The 15794-nt window shown below is 57.7% G+C and carries 14 protein-coding genes; all 14 read right to left on the reverse strand.

Annotated features, from left to right (window positions below):
• Positions 1–4: 4 nt before the first annotated feature.
• The 14 genes from murG to dusB all read right to left on the reverse strand — a co-directional run bounded on the left by murG (position 5) and on the right by dusB (position 15746).
• Positions 5–1093: an undecaprenyldiphospho-muramoylpentapeptide beta-N-acetylglucosaminyltransferase gene (murG, locus tag KHU29_RS14700; RefSeq protein WP_211453532.1), complete on the reverse strand. Its 1089-nt coding sequence runs from the start codon at positions 1091–1093 to the stop codon at positions 5–7.
• On the reverse strand, positions 1090–2337 hold the full coding sequence (gene ftsW / locus KHU29_RS14705; RefSeq protein WP_211453533.1) for a putative lipid II flippase FtsW: 1248 nt from the start codon (positions 2335–2337) through the stop codon (positions 1090–1092). Before ftsW ends, murG begins: the two co-directional genes overlap by 4 nt.
• Positions 2334–3860 carry a UDP-N-acetylmuramoyl-L-alanine--D-glutamate ligase gene (gene murD / locus KHU29_RS14710; RefSeq protein WP_211453534.1) on the reverse strand — a complete coding sequence of 509 codons (1527 nt, stop codon included), beginning with the start codon at positions 3858–3860 and terminating at the stop codon, positions 2334–2336. The genes ftsW and murD overlap by 4 nt, the downstream gene beginning before the upstream one ends.
• A 35-nt stretch (positions 3861–3895) precedes the next feature.
• A complete protein-coding gene (gene mraY, locus KHU29_RS14715; RefSeq protein WP_092415154.1) occupies positions 3896–5065 on the reverse strand; it encodes a phospho-N-acetylmuramoyl-pentapeptide-transferase in 1170 nt (389 codons plus the stop codon).
• A 1-nt stretch (position 5066) separates the two neighbouring features.
• Entirely contained in the window at positions 5067–6473 is a 1407-nt protein-coding gene (locus KHU29_RS14720; protein WP_211453535.1) for a UDP-N-acetylmuramoyl-tripeptide--D-alanyl-D-alanine ligase, read from the reverse strand.
• Complete coding sequence (locus KHU29_RS14725) at positions 6470–8002, reverse strand: UDP-N-acetylmuramoyl-L-alanyl-D-glutamate--2,6-diaminopimelate ligase (protein WP_211453536.1); 1533 nt, start codon at positions 8000–8002, stop codon at positions 6470–6472. The genes KHU29_RS14720 and KHU29_RS14725 overlap by 4 nt, the downstream gene beginning before the upstream one ends.
• Positions 8002–9783: a peptidoglycan D,D-transpeptidase FtsI family protein gene (locus KHU29_RS14730; protein WP_211453537.1), complete on the reverse strand. Its 1782-nt coding sequence runs from the start codon at positions 9781–9783 to the stop codon at positions 8002–8004. The genes KHU29_RS14725 and KHU29_RS14730 overlap by 1 nt, the downstream gene beginning before the upstream one ends.
• Entirely contained in the window at positions 9780–10052 is a 273-nt protein-coding gene (gene ftsL / locus KHU29_RS14735) for a cell division protein FtsL (RefSeq protein WP_092415146.1), read from the reverse strand. The genes KHU29_RS14730 and ftsL overlap by 4 nt, the downstream gene beginning before the upstream one ends.
• Complete coding sequence (gene rsmH, locus KHU29_RS14740; protein ID WP_211453538.1) at positions 10049–11032, reverse strand: 16S rRNA (cytosine(1402)-N(4))-methyltransferase RsmH; 984 nt, start codon at positions 11030–11032, stop codon at positions 10049–10051. Before rsmH ends, ftsL begins: the two co-directional genes overlap by 4 nt.
• 10 nt (positions 11033–11042) lie before the next feature.
• Positions 11043–11471 carry a division/cell wall cluster transcriptional repressor MraZ gene (gene mraZ, locus KHU29_RS14745; protein ID WP_061534628.1) on the reverse strand — a complete coding sequence of 143 codons (429 nt, stop codon included), beginning with the start codon at positions 11469–11471 and terminating at the stop codon, positions 11043–11045.
• A 520-nt stretch (positions 11472–11991) separates the two neighbouring features.
• Complete coding sequence (ruvC, locus tag KHU29_RS14750; RefSeq protein ID WP_211453539.1) at positions 11992–12534, reverse strand: crossover junction endodeoxyribonuclease RuvC; 543 nt, start codon at positions 12532–12534, stop codon at positions 11992–11994.
• A gap of 54 nt (positions 12535–12588) precedes the next feature.
• Positions 12589–14154 (reverse strand): bifunctional phosphoribosylaminoimidazolecarboxamide formyltransferase/IMP cyclohydrolase, encoded by a 1566-nt coding sequence (gene purH / locus KHU29_RS14755; RefSeq protein ID WP_211453540.1) that lies wholly within the window; start codon positions 14152–14154, stop codon positions 12589–12591.
• A gap of 229 nt (positions 14155–14383) precedes the next feature.
• Entirely contained in the window at positions 14384–14617 is a 234-nt protein-coding gene (locus tag KHU29_RS14760) for a Fis family transcriptional regulator (RefSeq protein ID WP_014007929.1), read from the reverse strand.
• A 112-nt stretch (positions 14618–14729) separates the two neighbouring features.
• Positions 14730–15746, reverse strand: a complete 1017-nt coding sequence (gene dusB, locus KHU29_RS14765; RefSeq protein ID WP_211453541.1) for a tRNA dihydrouridine synthase DusB — start codon at positions 15744–15746, stop codon at positions 14730–14732.
• Positions 15747–15794: the final 48 nt, after the last annotated feature.

Below are 15794 nucleotides of genomic sequence, written 5' to 3' on the forward strand. Positions count from 1 at the left end.
TTACTCACTGCGCACCTGCCAATTCTTCAAGAACCTGCGCGATCGCCTGGTTGGCATCGCGCCGGCCGTTTTCATATGCTGCCTGCGCCATCGTCTGGCAGTCCTGACGCGAGATCCGCGTCAACAACGCGGCCAGGCGCTCTTTGCTTAAATCGGTTTGCGGTAAATGAATCGCCGCTTTCTGTGTCGCCATCCAGCGCGCATTGTCGCGCTGGTGCGAAGTAGTCGATGCCACCAGCGGTACCAGTACGCTGGCGACGCCTGCTGCGGTCAGTTCCGAGACGGTAATCGCCCCGGCTCGGCAAATCACCAGATCGGCATCGGCGTAGCGGCGCGGCATGTCGTCGATAAACGCCACCACCTCCGCTGTTACGCCAGCTGCTGCATAGGCGCTGCGCAGGGCATCGATATGCTGCTTGCCGGATTGATGCGTGATGCTTGGCCGCAAATCGGCCGGTATCAAAGCCAAGGCCGCCGGCAAACAATCATTGAGCGCCTTGGCGCCCAGGCTGCCGCCCACCACCAGTAAACGCAGCGGGCCGATGCGGCCGCTGTAGCGTTCTGCCGGCAACGGCAACGCCAGGATTTCCTTGCGTACCGGATTGCCGGTGACCAGCGCTTTGCTTGCTGCCCGCCCGAAATCTGCCGGAAAGCCGAACAACACGCGTTGCGCCAGCGGCGTCAAGGTCTTGTTCGATAACAGCAGAGCTGCATCGGCATTCACCAGCGCCAACGGCACGCCGCGCAGACGCGCCATTGCGCCGCCCGGCACTGTTACATAACCGCCCATGCCCAACACCACATCGGCCTGGCGCCGGCCCAGGATGCGGAAGCAAGCCGGGAAACTCAACAGCATGCGCCAGGCGCCGCGCAACGTATGCGCCAGACCTTTGCCGCGCAAGCCGGAGAAAGTAATCTTGTCCATCTCGATGCCATGCTGCGGCACCAGATCGCACTCCATGCCGTGCGTGGTTCCAAGCCAGCTCACCTGCCAGCCGCGCGCGCGCATGGTGTCGGCAATCGCCAGGCCCGGGAATATATGCCCGCCGGTTCCTGCCGCCATGATTAATAGACGTTTTGCAGTGGAACTCATGCGCGGCCTCCGCGCATCAGAACCCGATTCTCGTAATCGATACGCAGCAAGATCGCCAAACCGATGCAATTGATCAGCACTCCAGAACCACCGTAGCTCATCAACGGCAAGGTCAAACCCTTGGTCGGCAGCAAACCCAGATTGACGCCCATGTTGATGAACGTCTGCACCCCGATCCAGATGCCGATACCTTTAGCAGTCAGGCCGGCAAAAGTCTGATCCATGGCGATCGCCTGACGGCCGATTTCAAACGCGCGCTTGATGATCCAGTAAAACAACATGACCACCACCAGCACGCCGGCAAATCCCAGCTCTTCGCCGATCACTGCCAGCAAGAAGTCGGTATGGGCTTCCGGCAGATAGTGCAGTTTTTCGACGCTGGCGCCGAGGCCAACGCCAAACAACTCGCCACGGCCAAATGCAATCAGCGAATGCGACAACTGGTAAGCCTTGCCCAGGGCGTTTTCTTCCGCCCATGGATTCAGGTAAGCAAAGATCCGCTCGCGCCGCCACGGCGACAGCCAGATCACCAAAGTGAACATGCCTGTCAGCATGGCGCCGATGCCGCCGAACCAGATACCGTTGATCCCGCCCAAAAACAAAATTCCCATGGCAATACAAACGATGACGCCGAGCGCGCCCAGATCCGGTTCCAGCATCAGCAGCAAGCCGACCAGCCCGACCGCAGCCGTCATCGGCAAAAATCCTTTGGTCAGCTTGTGCATCACTTCCTGCTTGCGCACCGTGTAGTTAGCCGCGTACAAGACGATGAACAGTTTCATCAATTCCGACGGTTGCAAATTGAAGACCCGGAACGACAGCCAGCGCTTGGCGCCATTGACGCCGCGTCCCAATCCCGGCACCAGCACCATCGCCAGCAAGATCAGGGTAATCACGAACAGATACGGCGCCCAACGCTGCCAGGTGGCAATCGGAATACGGAATGTCACCAATCCCGCCACCAGCGAAATGCAAATAAAGATAGCTTGCCGTATCAGGAAATGGGCATTCGTGTAATTCGCATACTTGGGCGAATCCGGCAGCGCGATCGAGGCCGAATACACCATCACCAGTCCGAACAGCATCAGCATTACGACCACCCATACCAACGGTTGGTCGTACTCCATCATTTTCGAACGCTGAACGCCAGGCTTCTGGCTGTCGAGCGTGCGCGGCCGCGAAGGTGCATTGCTCACTGAGCTGGCCGCAGGCTTGGCTGAAAATGATGGAAAGGCGAATTTCATAGACCGACCTCACCGCGCGACAGAGCCAGCTCACGTACCGCATCGATGAATACCTGCGCCCGATGAGCGTAATTGCGGAACATGTCGAGACTGGCGCAGGCCGGCGACAGCAACACGGCATCGCCTGGATGTGCCAGCTCGGCGGCGCGCGTTACGGCTTCTTCCAGCGTGGCGCAGGCAACGATGTCGAGACCTGCCGCATGGTTTTCCACCGCGGCGCGAATTGCAGGTGCATCGCGGCCGATCAACAGCAGTGCGCGGCCATACGCGGCCAATGGCGCGGCGAGCGGAGCGAAGTCCTGTCCTTTGCCATCGCCGCCGGCGATCAGCAGCAAGCGACTCGCATTCCCGTCGCCATCGGAACCACGTCCCAATCCGTTCAATGCCGCAACCGTAGCGCCGACATTGGTGCCTTTGCTGTCGTCGTAATATTCAACGCCGCCAATCGTCGTCACCAGTTCGACCCGATGCGGCTCGCCGTGATACTCGCGCAAACCGTGCAGCAGCGGCGCAAATGGCAAGTCAATCGCGCGGCACAATGCCAATGCGGCCAGGGCGTTGGCCGCATTGTGACGACCACGAATCCGCAACGCGTCAGCCGGCATCAAACGTTTGACCGAAACTGGCAGTAAGGCAAGTTGTTCTTTCTTGCTGCGCCGCTTCTCCACGCGTTCTTCTTCGTCGCCCGGCACCGCTACCGACAGCCATTGCATGGCGTTATCGCTGACCAGGCCAAAACAATCGCCGTCAAGCGGCTCGTCAAAACCGAAACTGATACTGTTACCAGTCTTGAATTGCATCGTCAGAGGATCGTCACGATTCAGCACCCGCACGGTATTGGCGCTGAAAATACGCGCCTTGTCGGCTACGTAGGATTCCATGTCGCCATGCCAATCCAGGTGATCCTGAGTGATATTCAGGATGGTCGCGGCATCGGCATGCAGGTTGCAGGTTGCATGCAACTGGAAACTGGACAGTTCCAGTACCCAGACCTGCGGCAAGGCGTCTTTCTCCAATGCACTCCGCAATACATCCAGCGCAGCCGGGCTGATGTTGCCCGCCACTTGCACCGTCAAGCCGGCGCGTTCGCACAGCAAACCGGTGAGGCTGGTGACGGTGGTTTTACCGTTGGTGCCGGTGATGGCAATCACTTTCGGCGTATAGGCGTGGCTCTCGCGCAATGCCGCCAAGGCCTGCGCAAACACTTCGATTTCGCCCCATACCGGAATATCGCGATCGGTCGCTGCGGATTGAATGTCTTTCAGCTCACGGCTCGGCGCCAGGCCCGGGCTTGTTACAACAAAATCGATGCCATCCAGCAGGCTGGCAGCGAATCCGCCGCCCTCCCCAGAGGCGATGAATTCCACTGCCGGAATTGCCTGTTGCAACAGTGGCAGGCGTTCCGGCGCACTGCGTGTGTCGGCCACGCGCACGGTCGCACCGCAATGTGCCAGCCACAATGCGGATGCCAGGCCCGATTCCCCGAGCCCTAATACCAGAACATGTTTACCCGTATAGTTCATTACCGCTTACCTTCTACCGTAACAGTACCTAAGCACTACCTGAGCTTCAACGTTGAAAGCCCGAACAACACCAGCATCATCGAGATAATCCAGAAACGCACCACGACCTGCGTTTCTTTCCAGCCTTTTTGTTCATAGTGATGGTGCAAAGGCGCCATCAGCAACACGCGGCGGCCAACGCCGAAACGCTTCTTCGTGTACTTGAAGTAGATTACCTGCAACATGACCGATAAAGTTTCGACCACGAAAATACCACCCATAATGAACAGAACGATTTCCTGGCGTACGATTACCGCTACGGTGCCCAGGGCGCCGCCCAAAGCCAGCGCGCCGACATCGCCCATGAATACCTGGGCCGGATAGGCGTTATACCAAAGGAAGGCGAGTCCGGCGCCGGCCATCGCACCGCAGAAAATCAACAGTTCACCAGCGCCGGGAATATGCGGAATCAGCAGGTATTTGGCGAAAGTCACGTTCCCGGTCAAATAAGCGAATAATCCAAGCGCAGCGCCCACCATCACGGTCGGCATGATCGCCAGGCCATCCAGGCCATCGGTCAGGTTGACTGCGTTGCTGGTGCCGACGATGACGAAATAGGTCAAGGCCATGAAGCCCCAGACACCCAGCGGATAACTGACGGTCTTGAAAAACGGCACGATCAGGTCGGCCTTCGGCGGCAGGTCCAGGCTGAAACCGGATTCGACCCAGGCCACGAACAAGTCCCAAACCTGGGTATTGTTCGGCGCAGATACCGAGAACGCCAGGTAAATCGCCGCCACTACGCCAATCACGGATTGCCAGAAATACTTCTCGCGCGAACGCATGCCGTTCGGATCCTTGTAGACCACCTTGCGGTAATCGTCGACCCAGCCGATGGTGCCGAAACCCAGCGTGACCACCAGTACGATCCAGACAAAACGATTACTCAGGTCGCTCCACAGCAAAGTCGAAATGCCGATTGCAATCAGGATCAGCACGCCACCCATGGTCGGCGTGCCGGATTTAATCAAATGCGTTTGCGGACCGTCGGTGCGCACCGCTTGCCCGACCTTCAGGCGCGCCAACATGCGGATCACGCCAGGTCCCGCGATCAAGCCGATCATCAACGCCGTCAACGTCGCGAACACGGCGCGAAAGGTGATGAAGTTGAAGACGCGCAGGAAACTGAAATCCTGCTGAAAATTTTGTGCCAGCCATAGCAGCATGTTAGTGAACCCCTTCAGAACTTGTACCGGCCAGATGCTGAACCGCACGCTCCATTTTCATGAAGCGCGACCCTTTGATCAGCACCGTGGTGTCCGGTGTCATGGTGGCATCGAGCGCGGCTAGCAACGCTGCGATGTCGTTGAAATGTTGTGCTTGCGGACCGAAGGCGGCACTGGCATCGGCCGCCATGTCGCCCAGCGTGAATAATCGGGTGATGCCGCATTGCTTGGCGTAGGCGCCGATCTCCTGGTGGAATTCGCGTCCTTCGTTGCCGACTTCGCCCATATCGCCCAGCACCAGCAAACGCGGCTCGGCGGTCTGCGCCAGTACATCGATTGCCGCCCGCATCGAATCAGGATTTGCGTTGTAGGTATCGTCGATCACCAGCGCGCCGACGCAACCGGCAGCTTGCGCCAGTTTGCGCTGCAGACGGCCACTGACCGGCGCGAACGATTCCAGGCCACGCTTGATCGCAGCGATGTCGATGCCGATCGCCAGGGTGCAAGCAACCGCGGCGAGCGCGTTGCGTACGTTATGCTCACCGGCGGCGGATAGCTGCACTGCAAATTTTTGCGGACCTGCCGCGGTCATGGCAGACACTTCCAAATCGCTGCCGAAACCATTCGCCGCTTTGGTGTAACTGGCGCTGACATCGGCATCAGACGTGAGGCCGAAGCTGATACTGCCGGCCTTGCCGGCGGCATAACCACGCCACAACCCTGTATACGGATCATCTGCCGGAAACACGGCAATGCCGTTGGCCGGCAAGCCGCGGATCACGCTGCCGTTTTCTTCGGCAACCGCCGCTACACTCGCCATGAATTCCTGATGCTCGCGCTGTGCATTGTTGACCAATGCCACCGTCGGTTCGGCAAGCGCTGTCAGCAGCGCGATTTCGCCGGGATGGTTCATGCCCAGCTCAATTACGGCTGCCTGATGGCTAGCTTCAAGCCGCAACAAGGTCAGCGGAACGCCAATCTCGTTATTGAAATTACCGCGTGTCGCCAGTGATTTATCAACACCAAAAGCCGCGACCAGGATCGCGGCAATCATTTCTTTTACTGTGGTCTTGCCATTGCTGCCGGTGACGGCAATCAACGGTAGCGTAAATTGCTGCCGCCAGCGTTGCCCTATCGTGCCAAGTGCAATCCGGGTGTCGTCCACCAGCAATGCCGGCACCGTCAGTGTCGCTGGTGCGCGTTCCACCACCACCGCTGCCGCGCCTTGGGCTACTACCTGATCGAGGAAATCGTGGGCGTCGAAACGCTCGCCACGCAATGCGACAAACAGCGAACCTGACGTCACCGCACGGCTATCCGTGGACAAGCCATTCACCACGACCTGGCTGCCACCGCTAACGGCAGGCAATCCCAGCCACGATTGCAATTGCTGCAATGAGGCGTTCATACGTGACCGCCTTTCATCGTGACCCGTGCGGCAAGCGCCAGCGCGGTATGGTCGGCATCTAAAAACGGCAATTTCTTTCCCTTTATTTCTTGATATGTTTCATGGCCTTTACCTGCCAGCAAGACCACATCGGCGTTGCCCGCATGCCGCACCGCCCACAGAATCGCGGCAGCGCGATCTTCCAGCGCCTGTGCGGCCTGCGGCGCTTTCATCCCGGCCAGAATCTGACTGATGATGACACCCGGTTCCTCGTTGCGGGGATTGTCGCTGGTGACGATGACGTGATCTGCAAGTTCGGCAATAGCACCCATTTGTGGCCGCTTGCCGGGATCGCGATCGCCGCCGCAACCGAATACGCACCACAATTCGCCGTTGCGTTGCTGCGTAACTTGCCGCAGGGTATTCAAGGTTTTTTCCAGCGCATCGGGAGTGTGTGCATAATCGATAACTATCAGCGGCGCATCATGGCCGCCGAACTGCTGCATTCGACCCGGCACGGCAACCAACAGTTCAATCGCGTGCAACGCGGCACCCCAGGCAACACCTTTAGCCAGCAACACACCCAGAATGCCAAGTGCATTGCTGACATTGAATTGCCCCACCAGTTGCGTCTTGACGTGTGCCGAGCCGAACGGCGAATCGAGGTGGAATGCGGTGCCGTTGGCGTTGGTGCGTATCGCCGAGGCCCGCAGCACCGAAACACCGGTTGGCGCGGCCAGAGCCTCGCACGTATAGCCGATCACCGGAACGGCTGGTTGCTTTTTCGCCAAATGACTCACCAGACGCAAGCCCATGGCATCGTCGAGATTGATCACGGCTTGCTGCAATCCTGGCCAGTCGAACAATATGCGTTTTGCGGCTTCGTAATGCTGTTCGTCGCCGTGGTAATCCAGATGATCGCGCGTGAAATTGGTGAACAGGGCGATGTCGACATGCATGCCGCTCATGCGCCCTTGTTCCAGACCGATCGACGACGCTTCGATCGCCAATGCTGCTACGCCTTGTTGGCGCATCTCGCTCAGCGCGTGCTGTAACAACAGTGCATCTGGCGTGGTATTGCCGGTTTCTTCGAATTCACCGCGCTGGCCGTGGTTATATATTCCGGTGCCCAGGGTGCCGATAACACCGGTCGCCTGGCCCAGGTGCGACAGTGCATGCCCCAGCCATTGGGTGCACGATGTCTTGCCGTTGGTGCCGGTAACGGCAACCACCAACATGTCTTTGTCGGCTTGCCCGTAATAAGTATGGGCGATCTGGCCGCTAAGCTGCTTGAGGCCGCTCACCGCGCGATGGGCGATGCTCCATGCTGCGTCCCAGGTAAATTTTTCACTCTCGCACAGCACTGCGGATGCACCGTTTTTCAGTGCCTGTGCGATGTAGGCGCGACCGTCCGCAGCATCACCAGGATAGGCGAAAAATACGTCGCCGGACTTTACCTTGCGCGAGTCCGACACCAGTTCAGCGCCAGCCGGAGCAACGCTGCTCAGCCAATGCTGGATGTCTTGCAATTGTTTTGTCGTGGATTTCATCACAAACCCTCCTGCGGACCGTCGGTCGGGATGATGATGTCAGTGACGCTGGAATCCGGCGGTACGTTCAGCGCCCGTAAGGCGTTTGCAGCCACCGTCGCAAATACCGGCGCGGCGACGTCGCCGCCGTAGTGCGAACCGACAGACGGTTCATCAACCATGACCGCGATAATCAGGCGCGGATCGGAAGCCGGCGCAAAGCCGACGAAATCGGCAATGTATTTTTTGACATATTTACCGCCTTCAATCTTATAGGCGGTACCGGTTTTCCCGCCGACCCGATAGCCGGGAACTTGCGCCTTCGGTGCAGTGCCACCTGGCGCGGTGACGCGCTCCAGCATGGCGCGCATGGTCAGCGCGGTCTTTTCCGAAACCACGCGCTGGCCGACCGGGGGTTCGGTGACTTTCTGGAATGACAGCGGGATCAGGTCGCCGTTACGCGCAAAAATCGTGTAGGCATGGGCCATCTGGATCAGCGATACCGAGATGCCATGACCGTAGCTCATGGTTGCCTGCTCGATCGGCCGCCATGATTTGAAAGGACGCACGCGACCGGCAACCGCGCCAGGGAAGCCGAATTTCGGTTGCTGCCCAAGACCGACTGTGGTGAACATCTCCCACATTTCTTCGGCCGGCATCTGCAACGCTATCTTGGCGGTGCCGATATTCGACGATTTCTGAATAATCTGGGCGACGCTCATGGCCCACACCGGATGCGGATGGGAATCGCCCACAGTCGCAGTGCCGATGGTCATTTTGTCCGGCACCTGAAAAATCGTAGTCGCCTGAACCCGGTTGGTGTCGAGCGCGAGCGCAACGGTGAATGGTTTCAAGGTCGAGCCAGGCTCGAAGGTATCGGTCATCACCCGATTACGCAGCTGGGCGCCAGTCAGCACCGAGCGGTCGTTCGGGTTATAACTCGGCAGATTTGCCAAAGCCAGCACTTCACCGGTGCGGGCGTCAACCACGACGATGCCGCCAGCCTTGGCCTTGGTCCGCTCCACCGCTTCTTTCAGCTGGGTGAAAGCGATGTACTGGATCTTGCTGTCGATCGACAACACCAGATCCTTGCCGTCATGCGGCTCCTTGACCGCCTCGATATCCTCGACAATGCGGCCGAGCCGATCCTTGATCACGCGGCGGCTGCCAGTGGTGCCTGCCAGGGTTTTCTGCTGCGACAGCTCCATGCCGTCCTGGCCGGCATCTTCCACATTGGTGAAGCCGACCACGTGCGCCGCTACCTCGCCCTCCGGATAGAAGCGCTTGTATTCCTTGCGGGTTTCGATGCCGTCGATGCCCAGCTTGATGATCTTGTCGGAAATGTCTTGTTCGACCTGACGCTTGAGGTAGACAAAATTGCGGTCGGAGTCGAGTTTTTTGCTGAGTTCGGCATCGCTCATATCGAGCAGTTTTGCCAATGCTTGCAGCTTCTCTTTCGGCGCAGCCTGCACATCCTCAGGAATCGCCCAGATTGCCTTGACCGGCACCGACGACGCCAGCACCTGGCCGTTGCGATCGGTAATCTTGCCGCGCGTGGCCGGCAACTCCAGCGTACGCGCATAGCGCGAAGCACCCTGCTTTTGCAGGAAATCGGTGGAAATCCCCTGCAGCCACAGCGCCCGCACGATCAACGCCAGAAAGGCCGCGAACATGGCGAACAGCACCACCCGCGAGCGCCATACCGGCAACTTGACTTTCAGAATCGGACTGGCGGAAAACGGCACGCCTTTGCCGGCGGCAATCCGTCCTGTGTGCGAACTGCGCGGGGGATTGCGCGTCATTTTTCCCCCACCGTCAGATATTGGGTACGGGCGGCGGTCAGCGGCACCATGTTCAAGTCACGCGTGGCGCTGGCTTCAATCCGGGCGTTCTTGCCCAGCGTCGATTGATCGAGCTGCAATTGCGCCCATTCGATATCCAGCTGGCGTGACTGGCTGGCGGCCCGCTCAAGTTCGATGAACAGCTGGCGCGCCTGATACTGCGAATTGACCAGCGCCAGTGCGCACAGCACCAAGGCCAGGGCGAGAACGAAATTGAGACGCCCGCTCATGCCCGGCCTCCGGCGGGTGCAGAAGTTCCGGCAGCAGCCAGACGTTCGCCGACCCGCATGATGGCGGAACGCGCGCGCGGATTTTCCGCGACTTCAGCATCCGATGGCTTGACCCGCGCCACCAGCTTCAATTCCGGTTGCGGCAGGTCGACAGCACGAATCGGCAGGCGACGGTCGGGCTGCGGCAGCTTGGCTTTGGAAGCCATGAACTGCTTGACGATCCGGTCTTCCAGCGAATGAAAGCTGATCACGACTAATCTCCCTTGCTGGGCCATCTGCCGAAATGCCTGATCCAGTACTATCTCGAGTTCTTCAAGCTCTTGATTGATGAAAATCCGAATAGCCTGAAAGGTACGGGTGGCCGGGTCTTTGCCTTTCTCACGGGTCTTGACGGCGTTTGCCACGATCTTGGCAAGCTGTCGTGTGCCAGTGATGGGCTCGATTGTCCGGCTAGCAACAATCGCCTTTGCAATCTGAACAGCAAACCGTTCTTCCCCATAATCACGTACCACCTTTCCGATTGTTTGTTCATCTGCTATTGCCAGCCATGCTGCTGCCGACATGCCACGCGTCGTATCCATGCGCATGTCGAGCGGGCCGTCAGCACGAAAGCTGAAACCCCGGCTGGCATCATCCACCTGCGGTGACGAGATGCCCAGATCGAGCAGCACGCCGTCAACTTGTTGAATTCCTCTTTCCTGCAATGCCTGCGCCATCGTCGCGAAGCTGTCGTGCACAATCTCGAAACGCGGATCGGCGATCGTGCCTGCGGTGGCGATAGCTTGCGGATCCTTGTCGAAGGCGATCAGGCGGCCGCGCGGCCCCAGGCTCTGCAAAATCTTGCGGCTATGGCCGCCACGACCGAAAGTACCGTCGACGTAAATGCCATCCGCACGCGCACCGACAATCGCCAACGCATCGACAGCCTCATCCAATAACACGGTGCGGTGCTGGAACTCGGGCACCACTGGTTCACTCATGGCCGGCCCGTCAGAACGAAAAATTACTTAACACTTCGGGCATGCCAGCCGCAACTGCTTGCGACTCGCTCTCAGCCAGCTTGGCTGCGTCCCAAATCTCGAAATGGCTTCCCATGCCCAGCAACATGACTTCACGCGTCAAGCCGACAGCCGAGCGCAACTCCGGCGCCACCAGAATCCGGCCAGCGGAATCGAGTTCGACATCGGAGGCGTTGCCAAGGAAAATTCGCTGCCAGGCGCGGGCCGACATCGGCCATGCCGCGATTTGTTCGCGATGGCTCTCCCAGGTCGGGCGTGGAAATAACAGCAGGCAGCCATGTGGATGCTTGGTGAGCGTCAGCCGCCCCTCGCACTGAACGGTGAGCGCGTCACGATGCTTGGATGGCACAGCCATCCGTCCTTTCGCATCGAGATTTAATGCTGACGCACCTTGAAACACCGCACACGCTCCTTAATTCGACCTTGGAAAATTGTCTTTGCAAGCCGGCAAAATGCCCCACAAAAAAACACTTTTCCACACTTTCACCCACTTTAGAGGATGCACTATTCTAGGTCAAGCCATTTAGCAACAGGCAATTACAAAATATCCGAGTAAAGTCAATGACTTAGCGCCGGTATCTAATGATGTGCCGAGAATGCTCTTACATTGAATTACTAAATAAATGAAGGACTTAGCAGCAGTTGTAAATGTCAGCTCTTAGATATACACATGTGTTTGTCACGACTTTACTGAAACAAAGATTCACAATTGGAAGAGTCTTCGGATCGACAAAATGAGACAAATCACAGATAAAGCAGGGAGTAGGCGGCTTGATAATGCGGAATAACCTGCTGCAGATGACGAAATAATATTAATTCTTACTGTAACAATAGAAAACAATCCTGAAAAATGCACTGAAATCGTGAGCGGAAGCAGAAGCGGCATCGAATCGATCTGCGCGCTAACTTACACTGCAAGTCTAGCCGATCAGCCGGCCGCCACGTACTCGCAAACCTTTCTTGGCCAGATCCGGCGCCAGCGCACTCAGATGCGCCAGCGCATCGCCGCTGTGCGCATGACAAATCGCTACCGCCAGCGCATCGGCCGCATCGGTGCCCGGCAGCCCGGGTAACTGCAGCAGCCGCTGCACCATATCCTGCACCTGCTGCTTTTGCGCCTTGCCATGGCCGGCGACCGCTTGCTTGATCTGCAAAGCGGTATATTCGGCGACCGCCAAATCTGCGCTCACTAACGCGCAAATCGCTGCGCCACGGGCTTGCCCGAGTAACAGCGTCGATTGGGGGTTAACGTTGACGAAGACTTTTTCGATTGCCGAACAATCCGGCGCATAGGTGCGGATGACTTCGGACACGCTGGCCAGAATCACCTTCAGGCGTTGCGGCAAATCCGCGTCCGGGGTCTTGATGGTGCCCGAAGCGACGTAGCTGAGCTTGTTGCCCTGCTTGTCGATGATGCCAAAACCGGTGGTCCGCAGACCGGGGTCGATACCGAGGATTTTCATATAAAACTTACGCAAGACCCCGTAGGGTGGGCACGCCTTTGTGCCCACCCTACATTAATGACGGAAGTGGCGAGTACCGGTCAGCAGCATGACTACGCCATGCTCGTCGGCCGCATCGATTACTTCCTGATCGCGCATCGAACCGCCCGGCTGCACTACGCAAGTCGCGCCGGCATTGACCACCACATCGAGGCCGTCGCGGAACGGGAAAAACGCATCCGAAGCCACCGCAGAACCAGCCAGCGACAAACCGGCGTTTTGCGCCTTGATCGAGGCGATGCGGGCGGAATCCACCCGGCTCATCTGGCCGGCGCCGACACCCAACGTCATGCCATTGCCGCAAAACACGATCGCGTTCGACTTGACGAACTTGGCGACGCGCCAGGCAAACATCAAATCCTGCAATTGCTGCTGGGTCGGTTGCTTCTTGCTGACTACTTTCAGCTCGCTCAGGGCGACATTGCGCGCATCCGGCGATTGCACCAGCAAACCACCGCCGACGCGCTTGAAATCATACTGATTGATATCATGGTCCAGCGGGATTTCCAGCAAGCGCACATTCTGCTTGGCAGCAAAAACCTGCTTCGCTTGTTCGGTGAACGATGGCGCGATGATCACTTCGACGAATTGCTTGGCAACCGCTTCGGCGGCATTGCCGTCGAGCTCCTGGTTGAAGGCGATGATGCCGCCAAACGCTGAAGTCGGATCGGTTTGCAAGGCTTTGCTATACGCTTCCAGCGGATTGTTGCCGATGGCGACGCCGCAAGGGTTGGCATGCTTGATGATGACGCAAGCGGTTTCATTGAAAGTCTTGACGCATTCCCACGCTGCATCGGCATCGGCAATATTGTTGTACGACAGTTCCTTGCCTTGCAGCTGCCTGTAATTGGCCAGCGCGCCTTCGACATGCCGGGTGTCGCGGTAAAACGCTGCCGACTGGTGCGGATTCTCACCGTAACGCATTTCCTGCACTTTTTCGAAATGCAGGTTCAGTGTCGCCGGATAGGCGCTGCGAGTCGCGTGTTGCTTGTCTTCGCCCAGCGAAGTGAAGTAATTGGTAATCGCGCCGTCATATTGGGCGGTATGCGCAAACACCTTCTTGGCCAGCGCAAATTTGGTGCCGTAACCGACTTCACCTTGATTCGCCTTCAGCTCAGCCAGTACGCCTGCGTAATCGCTAGGATCGCACAGCACGATCACATCTTTATGATTCTTGGCTGACGAACGCAGCATGGCCGGACCGCCGATATCGATATTCTCGATCGCATCTTCCAGCGAGCACTGTTCCTTGGCAATGGTCTGCTGGAACGGGTAGAGATTGACTACCACCATGTCGATCATGGGAATCTGATGCTGCTCCAACGCCGCCATATGTTCAGGGAAATCACGGCGCGCCAGGATGCCGCCGTGTACTTTCGGATGCAAGGTCTTGACGCGGCCGTCGAGCATTTCCGGAAAGCCGGTGTAATCCGCCACTTCGGTCACCTTGATGCCGTTGTCGGCCAGCAGTTTGGCGGTGCCGCCCGTCGACAGGATATTCACGCCCAGCGCCGACAATTCTTTTGCGAAATCAAGTATCCCGGTTTTATCGGATACGGAAATGAGGGCTTGTTTAATCATGATGAAAACTCTGGAAGTGAATGACGGGAAGTGAAACGGATAAAGGAAACGGATAAAGAAAACGAATCAATGCAGCACGGAGAGGAAAGGCTGCACCCATGGATAGGAACTACAGCCCGCCGCCAGCATTCTGACTCTGTTGCCAGCTGATGCGGCGTCGCTCGGGATAATCGTTGTAGCTTGTCTTTGGCTGCCTTTGGCGTTCCTGCTGTATTCTGTATTGCAAATTTTACAAAAGACCATGCTGCTGCAATTTCTTGCGCAGGGTATTGCGATTAATGCCCAACATTTCAGCCGCATGCGACTGATTGCCCTCGGCGCGCGCGATCACAGCTTCCAATACCGGCTTTTCAACCGTGGAAATCACCATGTCGTAGACGTTCGACGGCGGTTGTTCGCCAAGATCCTTGAAATATTTTTCCAGGCTTTGCTTGACGACGTCTTGGATACTTTCTTTGCTCATTCGTTTTACTGTTCTTTTTTTTAGGACCTGCGTAATTCCGTCAGCGGCGTTTCGCCAGCTAGCTGAAGCAATCGCCGCAAGCCCTTTTTTTTGTTAATCTTGTTAATCTGATTCAGGCCGCCAGCATCTGCTCGGCCACCCCGTATTGTAACCGCTCCCCAAACGCAAACTGCGATTCGAAGAAGCTATTTACTGCGGCCAGTTGCTGGCCGCAATCTTCCAGCAGGTTCATGCGTTGTCGAAATGCCTCTCCACCAGGCAAATCACGCACATACCAGCCGATATGCTTGCGGGCGGTACGCACCCCCAGGTAATCCCCATAAAATCCATAGTGTGCACGCAGATGTTCATCCATCAGGTGTTGCACTTCCGTCACCAGTGGCGCCGGCAAATAGTCGCCGGTACGCAAATAATGTTCGATCTCGCGGAAAATCCATGGCCGGCCCTGCGCTGCGCGGCCCACCATGATGGCGTCGGCTTTGGTGAACGCCAATACTTGCCGCGCTTTTTCCGGCGTCGTGATATCGCCGTTGGCGACCACCGGGATCGACACCGCGGCTTTGACTGCGGCAATGGTCTGGTATTCAGCGTCGCCGCTGTAACCATCGGCGCGGGTTCGTCCGTGCAGAGTCAGCATGGCGATGCCGCTGGCTTCTGCCAACCGGGCAATATTCAGGGCGTTTTTATTCAGGCGGTCCCAGCCGGTGCGAAATTTCAACGTGACCGGCACGTCGACTGCGCTGACTACCGCTTCCAGAATCTTCGCCACCAATTGCTCATCTTGCAACAAAGCAGAACCGCACCAGCTGTTGCAGACTTTCTTGACCGGGCACCCCATGTTGATATCGATGATTTGCGCACCGTGATCGACATTGTATTTTGCACACTCAGCCAACATCTGCGGATCGGCGCCGGCGATCTGCACCGCGCGCGGCTCCATCTCGCCATCGTGATTGGTGCGGCGTGAAGTTTTCTCGGTCTGCCACAGACGCGGATTGGAGGCGGCCATTTCCGACACCGCATAGCCGGCTCCCAGCTCTTTGCAAAGCTGCCGGAACGGTCTGTCCGTGACACCTGCCATAGGCGCCACAAAAACATTGTTACGAAGGAAATAAGGGCCAATATTCACGGCGTCGTCGCTAGCTCAGGATGAAATCACAAGGGGGAAAGGCGTCAT

The organism is Collimonas antrihumi (genome assembly GCF_018304965.1).
In the GTDB taxonomy this organism is placed as follows: domain Bacteria; phylum Pseudomonadota; class Gammaproteobacteria; order Burkholderiales; family Burkholderiaceae_D; genus Collimonas; species Collimonas antrihumi.